The 21,378-nt window shown below is 37.5% G+C and carries 16 protein-coding genes; 11 read left to right on the plus strand and 5 right to left on the minus strand.

Annotation, left to right across the window (positions count from 1 at the left end; genetic code table 11):
• Nucleotides 1-189 precede the first annotated feature (189 nt).
• Together CGC50_RS09120 and CGC50_RS09125 are read right to left on the minus strand one after the other, a co-directional pair.
• Nucleotides 190-1,053 carry a DUF3822 family protein gene (locus CGC50_RS09120; protein ID WP_314083047.1) on the minus strand — a complete coding sequence of 288 codons (864 nt, stop codon included), beginning with the start codon at nucleotides 1,051-1,053 and terminating at the stop codon, nucleotides 190-192.
• The gene (locus CGC50_RS09125; protein ID WP_095910579.1) at nucleotides 992-1,663 is read right to left on the minus strand and encodes a hypothetical protein; all 672 of its coding nucleotides are present in this window, start codon (nucleotides 1,661-1,663) and stop codon (nucleotides 992-994) included. Before CGC50_RS09125 ends, CGC50_RS09120 begins: the two co-directional genes overlap by 62 nt.
• 115 nt (nucleotides 1,664-1,778) lie before the next feature.
• On the opposite strand from CGC50_RS09125, the gene CGC50_RS09130 reads away from it, so the two are divergent.
• Nucleotides 1,779-3,188 (plus strand): ATP-dependent DNA helicase, encoded by a 1,410-nt coding sequence (locus CGC50_RS09130; protein WP_095910580.1) that lies wholly within the window; start codon nucleotides 1,779-1,781, stop codon nucleotides 3,186-3,188.
• Nucleotides 3,189-3,304: 116 nt separating this feature from the next.
• On the opposite strand, the gene CGC50_RS09135 is transcribed toward CGC50_RS09130, so the two are convergent.
• On the minus strand, nucleotides 3,305-3,784 hold the full coding sequence (locus CGC50_RS09135) for a Dps family protein (RefSeq protein ID WP_095910581.1): 480 nt from the start codon (nucleotides 3,782-3,784) through the stop codon (nucleotides 3,305-3,307).
• Nucleotides 3,785-4,061: 277 nt separating this feature from the next.
• Here CGC50_RS09135 and CGC50_RS09140 point away from each other — a divergent pair, with 277 nt between their 5' ends.
• On the plus strand, nucleotides 4,062-4,511 hold the full coding sequence (locus CGC50_RS09140; protein ID WP_095910582.1) for a hypothetical protein: 450 nt from the start codon (nucleotides 4,062-4,064) through the stop codon (nucleotides 4,509-4,511).
• 120 nt (nucleotides 4,512-4,631) lie between these two features.
• Here the strand turns inward: CGC50_RS09140 and CGC50_RS09145 are convergent, their stop codons facing one another.
• Entirely contained in the window at nucleotides 4,632-4,922 is a 291-nt protein-coding gene (locus CGC50_RS09145; protein WP_095910583.1) for a SemiSWEET family transporter, read from the minus strand.
• Between the two features lie 266 nt (nucleotides 4,923-5,188).
• On the opposite strand from CGC50_RS09145, the gene CGC50_RS09150 reads away from it, so the two are divergent.
• Nucleotides 5,189-5,683 carry a DUF2262 domain-containing protein gene (locus CGC50_RS09150; protein ID WP_095910584.1) on the plus strand — a complete coding sequence of 165 codons (495 nt, stop codon included), beginning with the start codon at nucleotides 5,189-5,191 and terminating at the stop codon, nucleotides 5,681-5,683.
• A 74-nt stretch (nucleotides 5,684-5,757) separates the two neighbouring features.
• On the opposite strand, the gene CGC50_RS13790 is transcribed toward CGC50_RS09150, so the two are convergent.
• A complete protein-coding gene (locus CGC50_RS13790; RefSeq protein ID WP_157909446.1) occupies nucleotides 5,758-5,919 on the minus strand; it encodes a hypothetical protein in 162 nt (53 codons plus the stop codon).
• Between the two features lie 521 nt (nucleotides 5,920-6,440).
• Here CGC50_RS13790 and CGC50_RS09155 point away from each other — a divergent pair.
• From CGC50_RS09155 to CGC50_RS09190, 8 genes are all read left to right on the plus strand, one after another.
• Nucleotides 6,441-9,569, plus strand: coding sequence for a carboxypeptidase-like regulatory domain-containing protein (locus tag CGC50_RS09155; protein ID WP_232781090.1), 3,129 nt, complete (start codon nucleotides 6,441-6,443; stop codon nucleotides 9,567-9,569).
• Nucleotides 9,570-9,587: 18 nt separating this feature from the next.
• Complete coding sequence (locus tag CGC50_RS09160; protein ID WP_095910586.1) at nucleotides 9,588-11,216, plus strand: RagB/SusD family nutrient uptake outer membrane protein; 1,629 nt, start codon at nucleotides 9,588-9,590, stop codon at nucleotides 11,214-11,216.
• An 11-nt stretch (nucleotides 11,217-11,227) separates the two neighbouring features.
• Nucleotides 11,228-12,364 (plus strand): substrate import-associated zinc metallohydrolase lipoprotein, encoded by a 1,137-nt coding sequence (locus tag CGC50_RS09165; protein ID WP_095910587.1) that lies wholly within the window; start codon nucleotides 11,228-11,230, stop codon nucleotides 12,362-12,364.
• 7 nt (nucleotides 12,365-12,371) lie between these two features.
• On the plus strand, nucleotides 12,372-13,694 hold the full coding sequence (locus CGC50_RS09170) for a DUF4302 domain-containing protein (RefSeq protein ID WP_157909447.1): 1,323 nt from the start codon (nucleotides 12,372-12,374) through the stop codon (nucleotides 13,692-13,694).
• A 250-nt stretch (nucleotides 13,695-13,944) separates the two neighbouring features.
• Nucleotides 13,945-17,091 (plus strand): SusC/RagA family TonB-linked outer membrane protein, encoded by a 3,147-nt coding sequence (locus CGC50_RS09175; protein ID WP_232781091.1) that lies wholly within the window; start codon nucleotides 13,945-13,947, stop codon nucleotides 17,089-17,091.
• Nucleotides 17,092-17,113: 22 nt separating this feature from the next.
• Nucleotides 17,114-18,733: a RagB/SusD family nutrient uptake outer membrane protein gene (locus CGC50_RS09180; RefSeq protein ID WP_095910589.1), complete on the plus strand. Its 1,620-nt coding sequence runs from the start codon at nucleotides 17,114-17,116 to the stop codon at nucleotides 18,731-18,733.
• Between the two features lie 15 nt (nucleotides 18,734-18,748).
• Nucleotides 18,749-19,843: a substrate import-associated zinc metallohydrolase lipoprotein gene (locus tag CGC50_RS09185; protein WP_095910590.1), complete on the plus strand. Its 1,095-nt coding sequence runs from the start codon at nucleotides 18,749-18,751 to the stop codon at nucleotides 19,841-19,843.
• Between the two features lie 6 nt (nucleotides 19,844-19,849).
• On the plus strand, nucleotides 19,850-21,166 hold the full coding sequence (locus CGC50_RS09190; RefSeq protein ID WP_095910591.1) for a DUF4302 domain-containing protein: 1,317 nt from the start codon (nucleotides 19,850-19,852) through the stop codon (nucleotides 21,164-21,166).
• The last annotated feature ends 212 nt before the right edge of the window (nucleotides 21,167-21,378 follow it).

Here is a 21,378-nt window from a genome sequence, read left to right on the forward strand (position 1 = left end):
AAGTTATAAGGTTCTATTTCAACAGTGCAAAGATACAGAATAAATCAATGTATAATTGTTAATTGTTAATGGCTAATTGTTAATTATTTAAGGGAGTTTGTTAATGGTAAATAGTGAATGAGCCATACTTGCTTTTCCTTTTTTCAATTCATATCCAGCTCTGAGTTGCTAACTTCACTCCTTTTTTACTCAGAAAGTATGGGTAAGAATGAAGTTCTGTCGCGCTAAGGTAGGATCCATATTTTGGCAGAAAGGATTGTTCTTCTGAGGAGGCAGAAAATAGATAAATCGCACATACTTATATATAAGGTAATATCGCTCAGAGTTACGAATGATGTCTCCCAAGAGGTACAAAGGGGTCGTTTCGGTATCTATAGAGAGCTGTTCCAAGGAAAAGAGTAGGTAGTAGAGCATATCAATCGGCTCCTCAAAGGCAAAACGATTGAAGAAAGCTAGTTGTCCTTCTTTGAAAATCACTAAGTGAAAAGCATCTTTGTCGAAATGTGCATAGACAGCATTTTTCTTCTGGGGGTTGTGCATCAGCAGTACGCCCAGTAGGGTAGTGGTCAGGTGTTCGTACTCGAATATCCCATAGGTCTCCCTCAGGATACGGTTGATAGAGGCATTGGGGATGTATACATTGACCATCTGTTCGTCCTTGAGAGTGTCATGGCTGATGATCTGGTTGTGGTATTCAGTAACATTGAACTTGAGATACTCAAAGAGGTGATCTGTGACAAAATATTTTTCAGGAACAAAAGCAAACTGTTCATTGTTGTGCAGTACCTTGATAGTATCGAAGTCCTGACAGAGTGCGTGCTCTTCCTTGAGGTAGTTCTGGATCTCTTGTTCTACGACAAGCGCGGGCATGGAAGGGGGAAGGGGTAGGTGATAGATGGATTCTATACATGAAAGAGCTGGGTTAAAGATACAAAAAGAAAGCCCATCCAAATTCAATTGAATGGACATCTTTTTAAACTCAATATGTAAGTTATTTTCTTGCGGCACCTTTTTTATCTGTTCTTTCGTTGTAATAAGAAGGCCAGTTTCCACTGGTAGAGACTTCGGTCAAGGAACCTACAGATACATAGGCACCTTTGACATCATTAACCCCCGTTTTTTGTAGTTCTCGCTCTATTTCATCTTGGTCTAATCCCTTGAGAATGTCTTTTTTAGGTACTTTTACCTCGAAGACAGGGAATTTTACATCTCCTTCACGAGAGATCACCCCTGTTTCTATAGTCAAAGGAATCTGTCTGTCTCTGATAGTTACTGAAGACATCTGTTTGTATCGTTCGTTGTCCTTGAACAAAGAATCTTTTACAGATATTTTTCCTATAGTATCTGTCTTGACAGATTGTTTGGGCACATCTATCTTGAGGTGTGGGTCATACTGTACCCAGCTGGTATCTTTCTTGGTTGTGATATAAAAATGAGCGGTCTCGATGAATTTTTCTAACTCACCGAAATTGTTGGTATAGGTCTTATGAATGGATTCATAGGCTTCTTCACTCTTACGAATATCCTTAAGTTTGGCAATTACTTCTGCATAGCGCGCCTTGCTTTCTTTCTCAAACTCAATGGGTGCTTGTATAGATTTGTATATTAAAAAGAACCCTATAGTGCTGATTATCAGCAATCCAAATTGAATACCTCTTCTCATATAATTATGTATTTTGTATTAAGTTCGCAAAGAGCAAAGATACAATAAAATTTTTAATAAAAAAGTTTTTTTGCAAAAGATTTTTTTTACTATCTTTGAAATCATTTATTAGCCTATGGATGCATCGGATATTTATGATCTACTTTTAAGTCATTTTTCATGGGAGCCCACCGAATCACAGGAGGTTGTATTAGAGGAACTTGCAGAGTTTTTCTCTCAGGAGGAAGAGGAACAAAAGCTCTTTCTCCTCAGGGGTTTTGCGGGTACAGGAAAGACAACTCTGGTCAATACTCTGGTCAAAACCCTCAAGGAACTTTCTGTTCGGGTGGTGCTACTGGCTCCTACTGGGCGTGCAGCCAAGGTGATAGCCTCCTATGCGGGTCAGAAGGCTTTTACTGTACACAAATGTATCTATCGCCCAATGGGAGAAGGGGGAGATTTCTCTTTTACTCTTAGGGATAATAAGGCTTCTCATACCTTGTTTATAGTAGATGAGGCCTCTATGATAGGGGAGGAAGCCAGTTTCGCAGGGCGCTCACTGCTCTCTGATCTGATTGAGTTTGTCTATACAGGGGATCATTGCTACCTTATGCTTATAGGAGATTCTGCTCAGCTCCCTCCTGTACATACCTCAATGAGTCCTGCTCTTGATTATGAGAGATTGTCCTTTTATTATCACAAAGAAGTTAGTGAGGGAATCCTTACAGATGTGGTCAGACAGGCTAAAAAATCAGGAATTCTCTATAATGCTACCCGCTTGAGAAAACGTATAGAAAAGTTCAAGGACAATTTTCGTATCCGCACCTCTCCCTTCACCGATGTTATTCCTTTACAGACATCCTATGATTTGGAAGAAGCCTTGATGGAAGCCTATAACCAATGTGGGGTAGAGGAGACCTGCTTTATTGTTCGCTCTAACAAGCGAGCCGTGGAATATAACCAACAAATTAGGAAGGTAGTCTTCGAATATGATGCTCCCCTATCTGTAGGGGACTTACTTATGGTGGTCAAAAATAATTACCGCTGGGTGGATAGTACCTCTCAGGCAGGCTTTATCGCCAATGGGGATACGGTGGAGGTGCTTGAAATTAGCCATGTAGAGAAGCGCTATGGCTTCACCTTTGCACATATATTGGTACGCCTATTAGACTATCCCGAGCTGGATCCTATAGAAACCATTGTCTTCTTGGATACTTTGGAGAGTCCTTTGCCAGCTCTTTCCTCTGAAGAGCAGAACAACCTATATCGTGCTATTATGCAGGAATACAACAAGCAGACTGGGCAAATAGCTCCACTGAATATGAAGCTACATCCTTATTACAATGCTCTACAGGTGAAGTATGCCTATACAATCACTTGTCATAAGAGTCAAGGGGGGCAATGGGAGCGTGTCTTTGTGGAAAAACCTTTTTTGCCAGAAGGACAGAGTGTGGCCTATTTTCGTTGGCTCTATACAGCCCTGACCCGAGCTAAGAAAAAGGTATATCTGATCAACTTTCCTTATGAAGAGATTATCTCGGAGTAAGGGTAGACTTCTTCCCTTTATTTTTTACTCTCGGCAAAAAAAGAGACACAACAAACCCAATATATGAGTCTGTTGTGTCTGAATTTTGGTAACCTATCTTACGTAATTCGTTTTAATTAGATAGCTTCATTCAGGTAGGACTTAAGCATCCAGAGGTTTTTCTCTTGTTCTACTACGAAATCATTGATAAGAGAGTTGGTACCTGCATCATTTGCCTTGTCAGAGAGTTCGAGGAGTTCTCTCTCCAGAGGGAGTAGGGCTACAAGGCTGTCTATCACAAGGCGAACCGCTTTGTCATCGTCAAAAACATTCTCTCCTACAGGAATTGTAGCATGCTTTACATAGCTTTCCAAGGTGTTGAAAGGTACTCCACCGAGGGTAAGAATACGTTCGGCAATTTCATCTACCTGCTCCTGAGCGGCATTGTATAGCTCTTCGAACTTGATATGTAGTTCAAAGAAACGTTTTCCCTTTATATTCCAATGCACACCGCGCAAGTTCTGGTAATAGGTTTGATAATTAGAAAGAAGAATGTTCAATGCATGTATTTCTTTCTCTACTTCGGCTTTTTTAAGCCCTAAACTATTAAAACTCATGATTATAAATTTTTAAATTTCACAGGACAAAGGTACAACCTTATCCCAAGAAAGCAAGCCTTTTGCTATCTTTTTTATTTATATGAATATAGTTTTTATTGATAACAAAACTAAATCACTATAAACAAAAACTATAATAAACAATTGTAAGAAGGTGAATGATGAGTCAAAATAGGGGGCGAAAGATAAATTTCTATATTTAACTTTTTATTGTATTGATTTTATATCTAAAATGTTGTAATTTTGCATCGTTTTCAAAAGTAAAAATATAATCGAGATGAAAGAACAGATATTACAGATTTTGCTACGTATCGCCTCAGGAGAAGCAATAGCACAAGGCGAAAAAACAGTCTATCCTGTTGTACGTGAACAGCTTGCAGCTATTAAGGCTATCATGACCTTACAAGGTTGGGATCGTAAAGAGACTAAGAAAAAAGCAGTTGCTCCAGAGCAAATACCTCTTGAAGCAACTGCTGATACTACTATTGTGGGAGAAACTTCTGTTCAGAAAGAACAGGAATTTACAACAGGTGAGGATGTGACTCCTGATGCTGTCCCTTATGAAATTGCGGCTCAAGAGGGAAAGGTCACTGTTGTAGCAACAGAAGTTACAACAATTCCTACTACAGTTGAAGCTCATTTGTTGCAGACAAATCGGGACATCTCACTCCAAAAACGGCTGTACAAGCCCTTCAAAAGAAAAAAGAAGCTTTTAGGATTTAAGTAGGCAATGATTGTGTGGCTCAATTCGTTAAGACACAATAAGTTGTTTCGTAAGACACAATAAGTTGCATCTTAGAAAGTTAGTGAATCATATTTTAACTATTGATTTCCGTTATTACCTATCTTAGAACGCTGCAGAGTAGGCAGCAAGGAATCCAAGTATGATACCAGGAAGGTTGGCGAATATGATAGGGTAGTCTCTGTCTCGTTTTAAGAAACCATAAGCAACCCACAAGCTACAGTTGATTCCTGCAACAAAAGGCTGTATCCAAGCTCCTTTAGCATCACCCCATGTTTTTTGAATTTGGTCAATGTAAGCTACATACATAGCTACTGCCATAACAGCAGCCAAAACACTGAGAACGCGAACGAATTTGCTTTCTCCACTAGGTTGTTTTTCTTCGAATTTGTCCATAAATCATTTAGTTTAAAAAGTTTCTAAATATGCGGCAAATGTATAAAAAAAAAATTAAATATTTCTCAAATAGAGGATGTAATATTTTTTATTTAACTTTTAATAAACAGTGTAATAAGAGAATTGTATCTATTTTATAAATATTTAACTTATCAAATAAGATAAAATTATAAAAATTCCTATAAATAAATTCGTTTTAGATTCGTATATTTGCATAAGAAAAACTTCTGAAAAGAGGTATATAGAATATCTAAAATAAAAAACACATGAAATTATTGGAAATTAATGACTTAAAAGAGAGGAAGACAGTCCCGGATTCCTATGAGATTGGTCTTGTTTATAAGGGGCATCGGGTGGATATTCTCTTGGATAAGCTTCATTATAGTTTGGAGCAGCTTTTGGAGGCTGCCAATCATTTGTTGCCTTATCTTTCCCAGTTGGATCTGAAGGCACGAAAATATTTAGCAAAGGAGGAGTTATTGCGCTTCAATGCTTATAATCAGACCAGGAATAAACCTCTTGTCTCTGAGGAATGTTTGCAGAAGCATATCTCCCTACATGCGGTACAGTTCTTTGATGAGAGTATAGACTTTTTTTATCGCCTGAGCTGTGATCGGAAATATGAGCTTATAGTAGAGGTGTGTGTAGCACAGGGATATGAGTACCCTAAGTTCGAACAATGGTTCTTAGGGAATGTCAAGGATAAGGGTTGGTTGCATAAAGTAAGTGCTTTTCTTGGGAAAATGTTTGGACTTGTATAAGGATTTGGATACATGTTGTTGTGTATGCTACTGAAAGAATTTAAGAGGGTAAATATCCTAATTGTTATCACAATCTAAGCAAAAGCTCTGTTCCAGTTATCTCTATTTTCTTTTCCTCCAAAGATAGAATCTTCTACAACAATCTCTCGAGTAAGTAGTATGTTTTCTTTTGTATTTAGCCTATTCTCCTTTATATCTAACTGATAAAAGACAGAGCCTCGGTCAAAATCAACCATTGGAGTGTCTTCATAACTATTTTTCTTTTCTTGTAAAGTGCATCTACAAATTTTTTCTCATTTTATCATGATTAAATAGAGGGTTTTACGAAAATAAGCGTCCCCAAAGTAGGGGCGAATTGCAATTCGCCCTTGTATAAGAGGCAATTCGCCCTTGTATAAGAGACAATTTGTCCTTGTATAAGAGACAATTTGTTCTTTTATCTATGATAAGGTAGTTCCCCATAGTTGGGTGCAAGATATGAAAAAATATACAAACCATCAAAAAAGAGATATGATTGTATTTTTTTAATTTGTATGACAGTTTTCTTGAGATTATTTGATTCAAAGCTATAAATATGTTAAATATATACAATAAAATGGTAGCGTCTTTTATAATAAGGTTAATTTTTTATTAAAGGTATAGTCAGTGTAGTTTTTTTTTGTACTTTTGTCTGTTTTTAAAGAAGAATTATTTTTATAGTTTTACTTGTAAAACGATGAAAATAAGTGTTTCATTAAGAAAAAATACAGAAGAACATATGAATACATCGCGACTGAAAACATTGTTTATGCTATTGCTTTTCTGTGGGGTATGTTATACTTCCTTTGCGCAAGAAGAGCTGGCTGTCTCTGGGGTGGTTAAGGATACCAAGTCCAAGCCACTGGCAGGGGTGCAGGTAAGTGTCAAAGGCACTTCGCAGAGCACACACACCGATTTTGAAGGGTTATATACCTTGACTATTACCAAGGGACAAACTTTGGTTTTCTCCCTACAAGGGATGCAGACCCAGGAGCTTACGCCTACCTCAGCTACAGTGGATGTTACCCTTTTAGCTCAGGGAGAAGAGGAAACTAAGAAAAAAGCGGGGACTCCTATGAATACCAATACCCGTGGACAGACTTCTATTGTTCAAACAGTAAAGCCTCTTTGGGTGCTCAATGGCGTGATTCTTCAAGGAGATATAGACCTCAAACCAGAGGATTTGGTCTCCGACGATGCTAAGTCATTGATAGCCTCTGCTATTCCAGGACTTACAGCTGAGAGTATTGAAAGCTTTAGAGTGATCAATGATGCTTCTGCTACTGCTTATTATGGACCACGTGCTATTGCAGGAGTCGTGGAAGTTGTTACCAAAAAAGGTACCGCAGGCTCCAGTAGTTTTACTTATTCTAACGAATCCACTTACCGACTTATCCCTTCCTACAAACAGTATAATATCATGAATTCTCAGGATCAGATGTCTTTTGTACAAGAGATGATGAGAAAAGGGATGATGCCTACCGAAAGCTATAAAACCTATACCCTCAAGGGAGCAGTCGGGAGGATGTATGAACTCTATAATATTTTGGATGCCAATGGAAATCCAAGAGTGGCCAATACCGAAGAAGGTCGCTTGGCTTATATGAGAGTAGCCGAACATAGGAATACCAACTGGTTCAAAGAGCTCTTCCAGAGCAGTGTAATGCAGAACCATACGCTGTCTTTTTCTTCAGGAGGAGAAAAATCTGCTTATTACACCTCCTTGAGTGTACTTAGTGATCCAGGTTGGCAAAAAGGAGAAGAACTTACCCAATATGCAGGTAATCTTAATGCTACTTATAATTTTTCTTCCAAACTTAGTCTCAATGTGATTACAGATATTTCTTATCAGGAAAAAAGAAGTAATGGTAAGAATATGTATGAATATGCCTTAGGAACACCACGTACTATGGATCCTAAGGATGATTATGCCTACTACTACGCCCCCTTCAATATTCATAGAGAAAGAGAAAATAACTTTATGACGACTGATTTGGCAACCTTGCGCTTACAAGCGCAACTCAGTTATAAGATTTCTCCTAAGCTAGAGGCTACTCTCATGGGAGCTATCCGCTATGAGTCAGGGGTCTATAATACAGATATAACAGAAGACTCTAATATAGCTCAGAGTTATCGTGCTATCAATGAAAGTATAAGAGAAAATAATGATTATCTTTACAAAGATCCTAACAATCCTTTTGCAATCCCTGAGATAGTGATGCCTCAAGGAGGAAAACGTACTAAGCAGGTTACTACTTTTAATGGGAATAACCTCCGTGCTACTCTTAACTATAACGACTCTTTCTCAGATGGCCTTCATCTATTGAACCTTTATGGAGGGTTTGATATGGATAATGCTAAAAACTCTAACGATACGAATCATAATTATGGGGTACTCTTTAATTCTGGTCACTTAGAAGCGTATTCTTATTTGTTCTTAAAATATTTACAAGAACGTTCGGAGGGCTATTATAATATTTCTAATACAGTCAATAATAATCAAGCCTTCTTTGGGAATGCTTCCTATACATATGGCAACCGTTATACACTCAATGGTACTTTACGTTACGATGCCTCTAATCAGTTTGCACCCTCGCGTCTGATCCGATGGATGCCTACTTGGAATGTAGGACTTACTTGGGATGTCTCACAGGAAAAATTCTTTACGCATCTTACTCCAGTATTTTCCTATCTCAATATATATACTTCTCTGGGGCTGACCGCTGTTTCGCCTTATGCTACTAATTCTTACACTCAGCTTTATTACGATCTCCCTTGGAGAAATTCTTCTGTCAGAGAAAAAGGAATCTATCGTTCTAATTTAGCAAATCGTGATCTTACCTATGAAAAGACACAAGAAATCAATGTAGGAACTCAGTTTGGTCTTCTGAATTATCGCTTGAATGTATCTTTAGAATGGTTCAAGCGTAGGAGTTATGACTTGATAGGATCTGTAATTACTCAAGGAGTAGGAGGACAGATTTCCAAATATGGGAATATAGCCCAGATGCAGACACAAGGTTTAGAAGCAGGATTAGAAACTATCAATATAAAAACCGAAGATTTCTCTTGGAAAACTTCCTTAGTGTATTCTCGAGCAATCAATAAAATTACCAAACTGAATACAGCTCCAACTGTAGGAGATATGGTGGGTTATAGTGGTTTAGGAGGTTTTGCTCGCGAAGGGTATCCTCAGGGTTCACTCTTCTCAGTACCCTTCAATGGTTTGGATAGTGAAGGGTTACCTACCTTCATAGGGCCTGATGGAAATCCTACTCATTTTGGGGTAGATATGAAAGAAAGAAATGTAGATTTCTTAAAATATTCAGGAACTCTTATTCCTACAGACAAAGGTAGTTTTTCCAATACCTTCAACTATAAAGGACTTTCTTTTGGGATAGTATTTACCTATTCTTGGGGTAATGTGGTACGCCTAAGGGATGTAAGCAGTATCTATAGTGGTCTTTATTCGGACGTTACTACCTTACCTAATGAACTAAAGAATCGTTGGCAATTTGCAGGAGATGAGAAGAAAACAAATATCCCTGCTATCTATACCTCTGCTCAAGAATACAATTATGATTATAAAAATCTTACAGAACATGCTTATCGTGCGTACGATTATTCCGATGTACGTATCGCCAAGGGAGATAATATACGCTTAAAAGAAATCTCTGTAGGATACACTTTTGATAAGAATTTCTTGCAGGAAACACGTATTCGCCAGCTCAGTGTCAAGTTACAAGCAACCAATGTTGCCTTGCTCTATGCCGATAAGCGACTCAATGGAGATGATCCAGACTTTCGTGCTACAGGAATTTATGTAGCCCCTAAGCGAATTATTTTCACCTTGCGTCTTGGTTTATAATTAAAATATTACTCCAACATGAAAAAGATACTTTTACTCATAGGGATGATAGCCATAGGCTTGACATCCTGTAATAAATTAGACGAACTCTCTGATAATAGGGTAGAACAAATAGATACTCCTGAAAAAATTAAAAATATACTTACTAGTGCCTATCCTAAAACTACCAATACTTATATCACTGAGTTGGCTTCCGATAATATAGCTGATAATGGAGCAAATGTGCCTGGGATTCCTTTCTTTGCCATAGAAGCCGCTTATTGGAAACCTATTAAGGAATATTGGGATACTGATGGACTTCATAATTTTTGGCAATATCATTATGAATCTGTCTCCTTGGCCAATGAAGCCCTACAAGCGATCGAAAAGTTAGGAAATACACAGGAATTACAACCTGCCAAAGGGGAGGCTCTACTTATAAGGGCTTATGCTCATTTTTGCTTGGTAACTACCTTTTCTAAAATGTATAACCCTCACACCAGTAATACTGATTTAGGGATTCCTTATGCCAAGACTATTGAAGAAAACCTAATCGTAAAATATCCCCGTGGCACTGTCGCTCAGGTATATCAACAGATAGAAAGTGACTTGGAAACAGGACTTCCTCTTATTGAGGATCGTTATTACCAATTACCTAAGTATCACTTCAATAAGAAAGCGGCTTATGCTTTTGCAGCACGTTTCTATCTCTATTATCAAAAATGGCAGAAAGCCTTAGATGCTGCTAATGTAGTGCTAAGTGGAGATGTAAGTGAACTTCTTAGAAATTGGAAAGCTTTTAGAGATGGAGCCAATGTAGGTTCTTCTACAAAGAATAACTTTGCTATGTATTATACTAAGGAAAGTATTGGGGCTAACCTTATGCTACAACCTACCTTTACTAATATGTTAGAGGCTTATTACTTGGATGAATTGTACGATGCTCGCTTTACCCACAATACTTTTGTGGCTAATAACCAAACTTTGGGAACGAAGAATCTTTGGGATCAAGATGCCTTTAATGCAAATAATGGATATCCGCTTTATTGGTTTACCCCTTTTGTGAATACTACAGGGGGAAAATATATTGATATAGTCAATGTAGGTAAGTTTCCACGCTTTAGGAGATCAAGCTCCAACTATGGTACGATTATTGTACCTTTCACCACCGATGAAACCCTCTTAGTGAGAGCTGAAGCCAAGGTAATGCTTTCTGACCTACAAGGAGCAATGGATGATCTTAACTTATGGACGAAGGCTTATATTACCGATTATAAGGAACAAAATGGGGTACGTACCGCTCATATAAATACAGGCTTCACCATACAAAATGTAAAGGACTTCTATGATTCTATAGATTATGCTACTAATACTCCTGAGGGAGTTACTCAGAAAAAGCATTTGCATCCATCCTTCACCCTTGTAGAAGGCTCAGATCAGGAAGCTATGATACAATATATATTACAATGTCGTCGTGTCCTTACCTTGGGCGAAGGCCTTCGTTGGCAGGATGTTAGGCGCTATAATATAGAAGTACCTCGTTACCAAAAATATGGAAATAGTGGTGCTTACCAAGTGCCAGATATCCTTACCTCTGGAGATAATAGAAACACTTTCCAACTTCCTGACGAGGTATTAGGAGCAGGAATGGAACCCAATCCAAGATAAATATTGAACTTATGAAAAAGATACTATATTCTCTTTTGGCAGTAGGCCTCATAAGCTGTACTGCAGATGATAAAATTCCTGATGAAAGTGAACTTACACCTTCTGTACTGCATGATAAAAATATAAATCATCAGAGCGAATTGGATAATTATCTCTATGAAAACATAGAGAAGCCTTATAATATCCGTATCCTCTATCGTTTTACGGATGAGGAAACCTTTCGTAGCTATACTTATACCCCCGCAAAATATGATAAATCTATAGAGTTTGTTAATATTTTTAATTATCTATTTATAGAACCTTATATCAAGGTTACCTCTAAGAGATTTCTTAAGGAGCATTCCTTTAATATCTTGTTGTTATTGGGAGATCCTGCTTTCAATGCCGATGGCTCTAAGAATGTGGGATTAGCGTCGGCAGGGGTAAAAATCCATCTTACTGAGATTGATAATATACAGCCCAATAGTATCTATTGGTTAAATGACAACTTCTTAGTGACCCTTTATCATGAAAATGCACATACATGGCACCAAGCTATCCGCTTTTCTCCCGCTTACGAACAAGTCTCAGCCAATGACTACAAAGGAGGAAACTGGGTATCTGCTTGGGGAAGCTATGGAACAACAGATTACCTTAAGGCAGGCTTTATTACAACTTATTCAAGTTTTAATAAGGATGAGGACTTTGTAGAGCTTTTGGCTCGCTATATTGTATACTTTAATGCTGATTTGGACGGTTGTAACTGCAAAACTACAGATGAAACTAAGTGGGGTAAAAACTCCACAAATCCTGATTTACAAAACTTACCCGATGGTTATGATGCTGATGATTATTATAACTGGAGGAATAAGCGTTATAATTATGTGGATAGTGAAAAATGGGATGAAATGAATAATGAATCAGCAAAGATATGGCAAGAAGTGCTAAAAACCGCTGATGAAAAAATCCGTGATACAGAACAATATACAGGAAAAGAGAAGATAGAACAAAAAATAGCGATTATGAAGAATTATCTCTCTACTACTTGGAATATTGACCTTGATGCCCTCCGTGCTGAAATCCGTAGCCGATACAAATATGTAGTAGGTAAAGATTTTGAAGGAAATGAAGTCCCTAAAAAAGATTTTGCACGTCTTAATAATAATTGATTGTAATATGAAAAAATATATAATAGCATCTCTTGCTTTGCTCTTCCTTACAGCTTGTGAATATAAGGAAGATCCTGTCTTTGACCAAAATCCCAAAGAGCGCATACTCTCTAGCCTTCAAAATACTAGAAAATTATTAGAAGGACATGATGGTTATTGGTTGCTTACTTACTATCCTGAAGACTATCAAGAAGGTTTTTGGGTGTATCCTTACCTATCAACTCTTTTCCCTTCGACAATTAATTTTCCTAAGTATCACCGCTCCTTAGGAGGATATAATTTTATCTTGAAGTTCTCTGAAGGTAAAGTAACGGCTTCCTCAGAAGTAGTACCTACCAATAGAGAGGAAACAACTTATTATTCTTATAACATATCTGAATTCCCTATTTTAAGTTTCAATACCAAAGGAAATATCATTCACCACTTCTTTAGTTCTACAACCAATTATCATGATGCTAGAGGAGGAGAAGTAGACTTCTTTATTGATAAGGTGGAAAAGGAGACTTTTACCCTTAGAGGAAAAAGGAATGGAAATATCATGACCCTTTCAAAACTCACTACCGATAGAGAGACTTTCCTAAATAAGATTCGAGAAAATCGTGACAAACTCTTGGGTAAGGGACTTTCTCCTATTAGTATAGGAGGAACTCAAGTAAAACTGGAACTCTTCCCAACTACACGTCAGATAGCTTTTCTCTATGAAAATGATACTAAGTATCAGCAACAAGCCTTTATCGTTACAGAGAAAGGGATTAAGTTCTATGAGCCAGTAAGTATTAATAATGTTACCCTCTCTGAACTTTATTTCAATGAAGATAAAACAGCCTTAGTATCTCCAGATGGAAATTTCTCATCAGCCTTAGTGCCTTCTCCCTTGACTATAACTAATTCTACAGTTATAAGTTTTGAGGATTCTAAGGCTTCTCCTTATCTTATAGAAAAATATGAAGCAGCTAAGGGTTGGGCAGAAAATATCTTTAGTTGGGGAACTCTGTCGAAGAAAGTGAAACTTGTCCCTATGACAGGGAATGAGGGAGAAAATGCTACAGGAATAGAAATAGTAGAAACAACACAAGATGGCAGCGGTTGGTCTGGTTATTATCTGGTAGATTTCGTAGGAGTAGCAGGTGCTCCTACTCAAGTCAAATTCTTGAGTAAGGGCCCTCAGGATTCTAAAGAGAATTATTTATACTTCTTTAAGGATCCAGCTATATGGCTTGCAGAAATTCTTGTAAGGAGTGCACCTTATACAGTTGAAAATCATTCGAGTGAATATTACCGCCTTGTTTCGGTTGGTGATGCTAATGTGTGGTTCTTAGTAAAAAAATAAAGAAAAATATAATAAACCTTGAGAAAAGATCTCTCTTATAGAGAGGTCTTTTTTTATAATATTTTCTAAATCAGCGATTTTAAAAAACACCTAAAAGTCCTTTGTTATAAGGTTTTTTGTGTGTTAAAATGTATAATATTCCCGTTTTTTTTCGTACTTTTGTCTGCTTTTTTGAAAGGATTTACTTTTTTACTTTTTTAAATTTTTTAAGGAAAAATCCTTTTACAGTTGGAAATACAAAAAAACACATATGAATACACTGAGACTGAAAATGTTATTTATGCTACTGCTCTTCTGTGGGGTATGTTATACTTCCTTTGGGCAAGAGGAGCTGAAAATCTCTGGAGTAGTCAAGGATACCAAGTCCAAGCCACTCGCAGGGGTGCAGGTAAGTGTCAAAGGCACTTCACAAAGCACACACACCGATTTTGAAGGGTTATATACCTTGACTATTACCAAGGGACAAACTTTGGTTTTCTCCCTACAAGGGATGCAGACCCAGGAGCTTGCACCTACTTCTACCACAGTAGATGTTATTCTTCTCTCTTTGGTAGACCAAAATGCTAAAAAAGAAGCAGGTACTCCTATGAATACCAATACTCGTGGACAAACCTCTATTGCTAAGGAGGCAAAACCTCTCTGGGTGCTCAATGGGGTAATTCTCCAAGATAATATAGATCTAAAACCAGAAGAACTCGTCTCTGACGATGCTAAGATGCTTATTGCTTCAGCCATTCCAGGTCTTACTGCTGAGAGTATTGAGAGCTTCAAAGTACTGAAGGATGCTTCAGCCACAGCTGTCTATGGGCCTCGTGCTATTGCAGGGGTTGTGGAGGTAGTAACCAAGAAAGGTACAGCCGGTTCCAGTAGTATTACCTATACTAATGAATCTACTTTCCGCTTTATCCCTACTTATGGCGAATACAACATTATGAACTCTCAAGACCAAATGTCTGTCATACAAGAACTCATACGAGGAGGGCATCTTACTCCAGACTTTACTTCTATTTGGGAGCGAAAAGGACTGATAGCAAGAATGTATGAACTACATAATGTTTTGGATAATAATGGGAATTTCACAGTGCCCAATACTCCTGAAGGACGTCTGGCCTATATGCAAGCTGCAGAAAAGAGAAATACCAACTGGTTTAAGGAACTTTTCCAGACAAGCATTATGCAGAACCATACACTTTCTTTCTCTTCAGGAAGCCAGAAATCTTCTTATTACGCTTCTTTGAGCTTACTCTCTGACCCAGGATGGCAAAAGAATACTACCTATTCTCAATATTCAGGAAATCTCAATGCAAACTATAACCTCTCTTCCAAGTTTGCTTTGAACGTAATCACAGACCTTTCTTATCGTTCACAATCTACACCAACTATAGCGGGAACAACTCTTTATAATTATGCTCTTACTCGTCCCCGCTTTTTGGATCCTAAGGAACACTATAAGTACCGATATACTCCTTTTAATGCCTTGGAGGAAATGAACAATTCTTATACTGATACCAATGTAGCAACATTGCGCCTCCAAGCTCAGCTCACATACAAGATTACACCTAAAATAAAGGCAACTCTAATGGGGGCTATTCGTTACCAATCCAATATAAGCAATAGAGAACAGAATGAGAATTCGAACTATGCAAACTCATTCAGATATATGCCAAATGCTTTGATAAGAACATATAATAAGTATCTTTACAAAGACCCTAATGATCCTTTCGCTTTGCCTATATCTGTTCTTCCAGAAGGAGGTATTCGTAGAAAGACAGAGAGTACTACTACAGCCAATACTTTCAGAGCCACAATTAATTATAATGATTCCTTTGCTAATGGCCTTCATACATTAGCTCTTTTTGGAGGCTTTGAGATGGATAATGCTAAGTATACTAATGATGTGACAGACCATTTCGGAGTATTGTATAATTCTGGAAATTATGGTACTTATTCCTACAAGTGGTTCCAGTTTTGGCAGGAACAAGGCTATACTTATTATAGTATAGGTAATACTATTACCAACTACCAAGCTTTCTTTGGGAACGCTACTTATACATTCAAAAATCGCTATACTTTTAATGGTACTTTGCGTTATGATGCTTCTAATCAGTTTGGTCCATCACCCTATATTCGTTGGATGCCTACTTGGAATACAGGGCTCAGCTGGAATGTAACTCAGGAGAAATTCTTCGAACACCTCAAGCCTCTTTCTCACTTAAGCTTTAGTGCTTCTTTTGGGGTGACAGCAGTGGCTCCTTCTGTAAGCAATTCATTGTCACAAATATATACTAACGATCCTTGGCGAAACTCTTCTCAGAGAGAATTGGGGCTAAGCATTTCCAATACAGCCAACCATGATCTTACTTATGAGAAGAATCAAGAGTTGAACCTTGCCACAGAATTCGGGCTCTTTAACGATCGTATTAACCTATCAGTAGCATGGTTCAATCGTAAGAGTTATGATCTTATAGGAGGAATTACCACACAAGGGGTTAGTGGTACCATCACCAAGAAAGGAAATATGGCCGAGATGCGTATTCGTGGGTTGGAAATAGGACTGGAAACCACAAATATCAAAACAACTGATTTCTCTTGGAGGACTTCTTTTGTATATTCTCGCGCCACTAATGAAGTTACTAAGCTTCTTACGAATCCTACTATTCAGGATATGGTGGGCTATAATTCTCAAAATGCTACTTCGCAAGGAGGTTTTGCCAAAGAAGGCTATCCTCTTAAGTCTCTTTTCTCAGTTCCTTTCAATGGATTGAATGGTTCAGGACTTCCTACTTTCAGAGATCAAAATGGAGAAACAACTATCAATGGAATACGTTTTGATAGTCAGAATGTAGATTTCTTAAAATATTCAGGAACACTTATTCCTACTGACAAGGGTAGTCTTAGCAATACATTCCATTATAAAGGGATTTCTTTGGGAGTGGTGCTAACCTATTCTTATGGAAATGTAGTACGACTCAGAGGTATGAGAAATGTATATAATGACTATTCAGCAGTACCACGAGAACTTAATAATCGTTGGCAATATGCAGGAGATGAGAATAAGACAGATGTTCCAGTACTCTATACCACTTATATGTATCAAAGACTTTTCAATGGATGGAAGGAAATGAATCAAGCTTATCTTACTTATGATTATTCTGATGTCCGTATCGCTAAAGGAGATAATATTCGACTCAAAGAAATCTCTTTAGGATATACTTTTGATAAAGATTTCTTGCGTGAGACCCGTATTCGTCAGCTTAGTCTCAAGCTACAGGCTACCAATATAGCCTTGCTCTATGCAGATAAAAAGCTCAACGGAGATGACCCTGATTATTTGGCTAATGGATACGCCCCTATACCTCCTAAGCGACTTATCTTTACTTTACGTGTTGGACTTTAATCATCATTAAAATTAGACAATAATGAAAAAAATAATATACTTTATAATAGGAGTTTCCTTACTGACTTCTTGTAATGATTTGTTAGATGAACTTCCAGATAGCCAAGTTCCTGTTAATTCTCCTGAACGAATAAAACGCGTATTGGTCAATGCATATCCTGGAGCAAGTGCTATGATGCTTGATGAGTATTCCAGTGACAATATAGCTGATAATGGAACTATTGTAACCAATTTCAACTATCTTACCGATGAGGTAGCTTATTGGAAGACTATCAATGAATATGGTAACTACGAAGGGTTAGAGTACGTATGGGCATATAATTATAGTGCCATCGGTCATGCAAATGAAGCCTTAGAAGCGATCGCTAAATTGGGGAATGAGAGTAGTCTGAACCCCGCTAAGGGAGAAGCGTTATTGGCCAGAGCTTATGGTCATTTTGAATTAGTAAATACTTTCTGTAAGGCATATAATCCTACTACAAGTAGTACAGACTTAGGGATTCCCTATGCCCTCACTTCAGAGACAAAGCTTAATCCCCAATATGGTAGAAGTACTGTAGCTCAAGTATATCAGAATATAGCTGCGGATATAGAAGCAGGTCTTCCTTTGATAGATGATAGTTACTATCAAATGCCTAAGTACCACTTCAACAAAAAGGCTGCTTATGCTTTTGCGGCTCGTTTCTACCTATATTACCAACAATGGCAAAAGGCTTTGGATGCTGCCAATGTAGTGCTAACTACCAATGATGTTACCACTAAATCTTTGCTCAGGAATTGGGAGGATTTCCGCGATGTCAATAAGGCAGGAAGTACCAATCAAGGAAGTAGAGCCTTGTACTATACGCGTGAGGATATAGTGGCTAATCTATTGCTTCTTCCTATTCAGTCACAACTTCCTACCGCCTATTATACACAAGGGTCAGAAAGGCGTTATACTCATAATGTATTTATCGCTGAGACGCAAACCATTGAGGCAAAGAATGTATGGGATCCTAATGGATTGTCTGGAAAGAATAATTATGGTTATGAATTTTATTGGTTTACTCCAATCAAGGTGGATAATGGCCGTAATAGTACTGTCTTTTTTGATAAATTCCCTATCTTTTCTACAGGAAGTAGCTCTCGAACAGTGATTGTTCCATTCACTACCGATGAGACTCTTCTGGTACGTGCAGAGGCTAAAATACATTTAGGAGATTACCAAGCCGCCTTAAAGGATTTGAATCTTTGGACTTCTAAGTTTATTCAACAGAAGACCATTTTAGGATATTCCTCTCGCAATGAAGTAACTTTGGATCAAGTGACAGCATTCTATAATGCGATGGCTTACTCACAAAACACGCAGGATGGTCTTACTCAGAAGAAACATCTGAATCCTTCCTTTACTATCGTTAATGATGGTGTACAAGAACCTCTTTTACACTACCTTCTACAGTGTCGTCGTATCCTAACTCTTGGAGAAGGATTGCGCTGGCAAGATGTTAAGCGATACAATATAGAAGTACCTCGTTTTCAGACAGATAATGTGGATCGACACTTGAATGAACTCAAGGCAACTCTTCCTGCAACAGACCAACGCAGAGCTATTCAATTACCAGCTTCTTCTATCAAAGCTGGAATGCAACCCAATCCTAGATAATAATACCTTGTACTTATGAAAAAAATATTATATATACTTTTCTTACTCCCTTTTATTTTTGGTTGTAGTAATGATAAAGTCTCTTCTGACAGCAAGCTTGGAGGAGAAGAAGGAACAGAAGTGATGGATACACATACTCCCTTGGATGATCGTTTAGAAAAAGATTTTGCAAAACCTTATGGGATTCGTATTATCTATCGTTTCTTAGAGCGTGAAATTAATAGAGGGTATACTTTTACCCCTACTAAGTATGAAAAAGCCATTGTATTCTCCAATGTCTTCAATTATCTTTTTATAGAGCCCTATGTTAAGATTACCTCTAAACAATTTATGAAGGAGCATTCTTTCAATACAGTAATTCTTATAGGTGAACCTGCTTTTGCTCCTAATGGGAATAAGTATGTTGGATTTGCTGTAGCAGGGGTTAAGATTCATCTTCTGGAAATGAATCATATCAAGACAGATAATATCTATTATCTTAATGAGAATGTACTAGCAACACTCTATCACGAGAATGCACATACATGGCATCAGTCTAAGCTCTTTACATCGGACTATGAGCGAGTTTCAGCTTCAGATTACAAGAGGGATAACTGGTCTGTATGGGCAGGAGATGATTACCTTAAGGCAGGATTTATTACAGCTTATTCTTCCTTTGACAAGGATGAAGATTTTGTAGAAATGATTGCACGCTATATAGTGTATTACAATGCTTCTTTGGATTGTGGTTGCGATATTGCCTCTCATCCCGGAACAGATAGTGATTCTGATGGCTTTAATGATACATTGTATCAGGCTTGGAAAGCCAAATTTGTCAATTATGGGACACTACAAAATCCCAATACCTATCGAAACTATTTCTCTACCAAAGTATGGGAAGAAGAGCTTAAAGCGGCTGATGCTAAGATCCGTTCTACAGAGGCTTATACAGGAAAGCAGAAGATAGAACAAAAAATAGCTATTATCAAAAGCTACCTCACCAATGAATGGAATATTAATTTGGATGAATTGAGAGCAGAAATACGTAGTCGTTATCCTTCTGTAGTAGGAAAAAATTTCGATGGTGATCAAGTGCTAAGAAAAGATTTCTCTGTTTTACCTAATAATTAATAAGATATGAAAAAATATATTATATTTCTTTTGGGAGCTTTCTTATTGCCTTCTTGTGAGTATAGACAAGAAGATGTATTCGATAAGACTCCAGCAGAACGTACTGCCGACAAGCTTAACGAGAATAAAAAAGTATTAGAATATGATGGATATTGGTTGTTGTCTTGTTATCCAGAGGTATATAGACAAGGTTTGGAAACAACTGATTATGTACACAGAGGGATAGGTGGATATAATATTCTACTAAAACTCAATGATGGAAAGGTCGTTGCTTCCTCTGAATTTATGACAACCAATGAAGAACAGCAGTCTTTTTATTCTTATCAGTTAGCTGAAAATCTTTCTATCAGTTTTGATACATACAATGAGGTACTTCATCATTTTAGGACAACTTCAGCACAACATCCCAATGCACGTGGAGGAGATATTTTCTATGATATCATAAAAAAGGAAGGAGATACCTATACTCTACAGGGAAGAACTTCGAGAAACCTTATGACTCTGAGCCGATTCTCAGGTAATCGAGAAGCTTATCTGAACAAGATACGTGAGCATATACAGCTATTTGTAGGAAAGGCACTTAATCCTATCACAATAGGAGGGAAAACGGTGAATCTAAATCTTTCTCCAGGCTATAGACAATTGCTTTTTTCGTATGATGATCAGAAAGTACAGCGAGCCTATATCTATACAGAAAAAGGGATTAAGCTCTATGAACCTGTGGTTATAGGAGGGGTTTCTATAGATGAATTCTATATCAATGATACTAAGACAGCTCTTACCACTCCTGATGGAGCTATTGCGGCAAACTTTGTATCTTCTCCTATAGAGATTAATGATAATACGAAGGAAATATATTTTAATAAAGAATATGGTTATGTCTCTGATGGTATCTTTGCTATGTATGAGGAAGCAAAAGCGGAAATTGCCCGCCAACAGACTTGGTATGACTTGCTAAGGGATTCATATCTCTATGTGAAGAATATAAAAGGAAGTGATAGTGAATCAACTGCAGGATTCGCTAAATATATCTCCTATGTATCACCTTATGATGGAGGGGTATGGACATTCTATGAAGTGGATTTTCAGGGAGTACCTCAGCATCCAGACCAAGTACAAATGGTCTTAAAAGGTCCTTCTAATAATGTCGCTTATAGTCAAGGAGATTACCAAAACAATATACAATATTTCTCTCCATTAGTGAGACTTTATAGAAGAATAGCTGAAAAAGGTCCTTATGCAGTGGATGCTACTCAGTACAATACTTATTATTTACTTACTAGTACCAAGGATCCTAATTTGTGGTTTCTCCTTAGTAAATAATCAAAGTTTCCTTAATTAAAAACAAAGAGAGGTCGCTTAAAAGCGGTCTCTCTTTTTGTTATTTTCTTTTTATAGAAATTTTTCTTTTAAAACCTTTGTAATCAGTTGGTTGTGGGAACATCTGTATTTTTTTATTTCAAAGATTTGTGAGTGTTAAAATGTATTATAATTCCGATTTTTTTTGTATTTTTGTGTCCGTTTTTGGGAAAACT

Origin of the sequence: Capnocytophaga gingivalis, from assembly GCF_002302415.1 — a bacterium.
In the GTDB taxonomy this organism is placed as follows: domain Bacteria; phylum Bacteroidota; class Bacteroidia; order Flavobacteriales; family Flavobacteriaceae; genus Capnocytophaga; species Capnocytophaga gingivalis.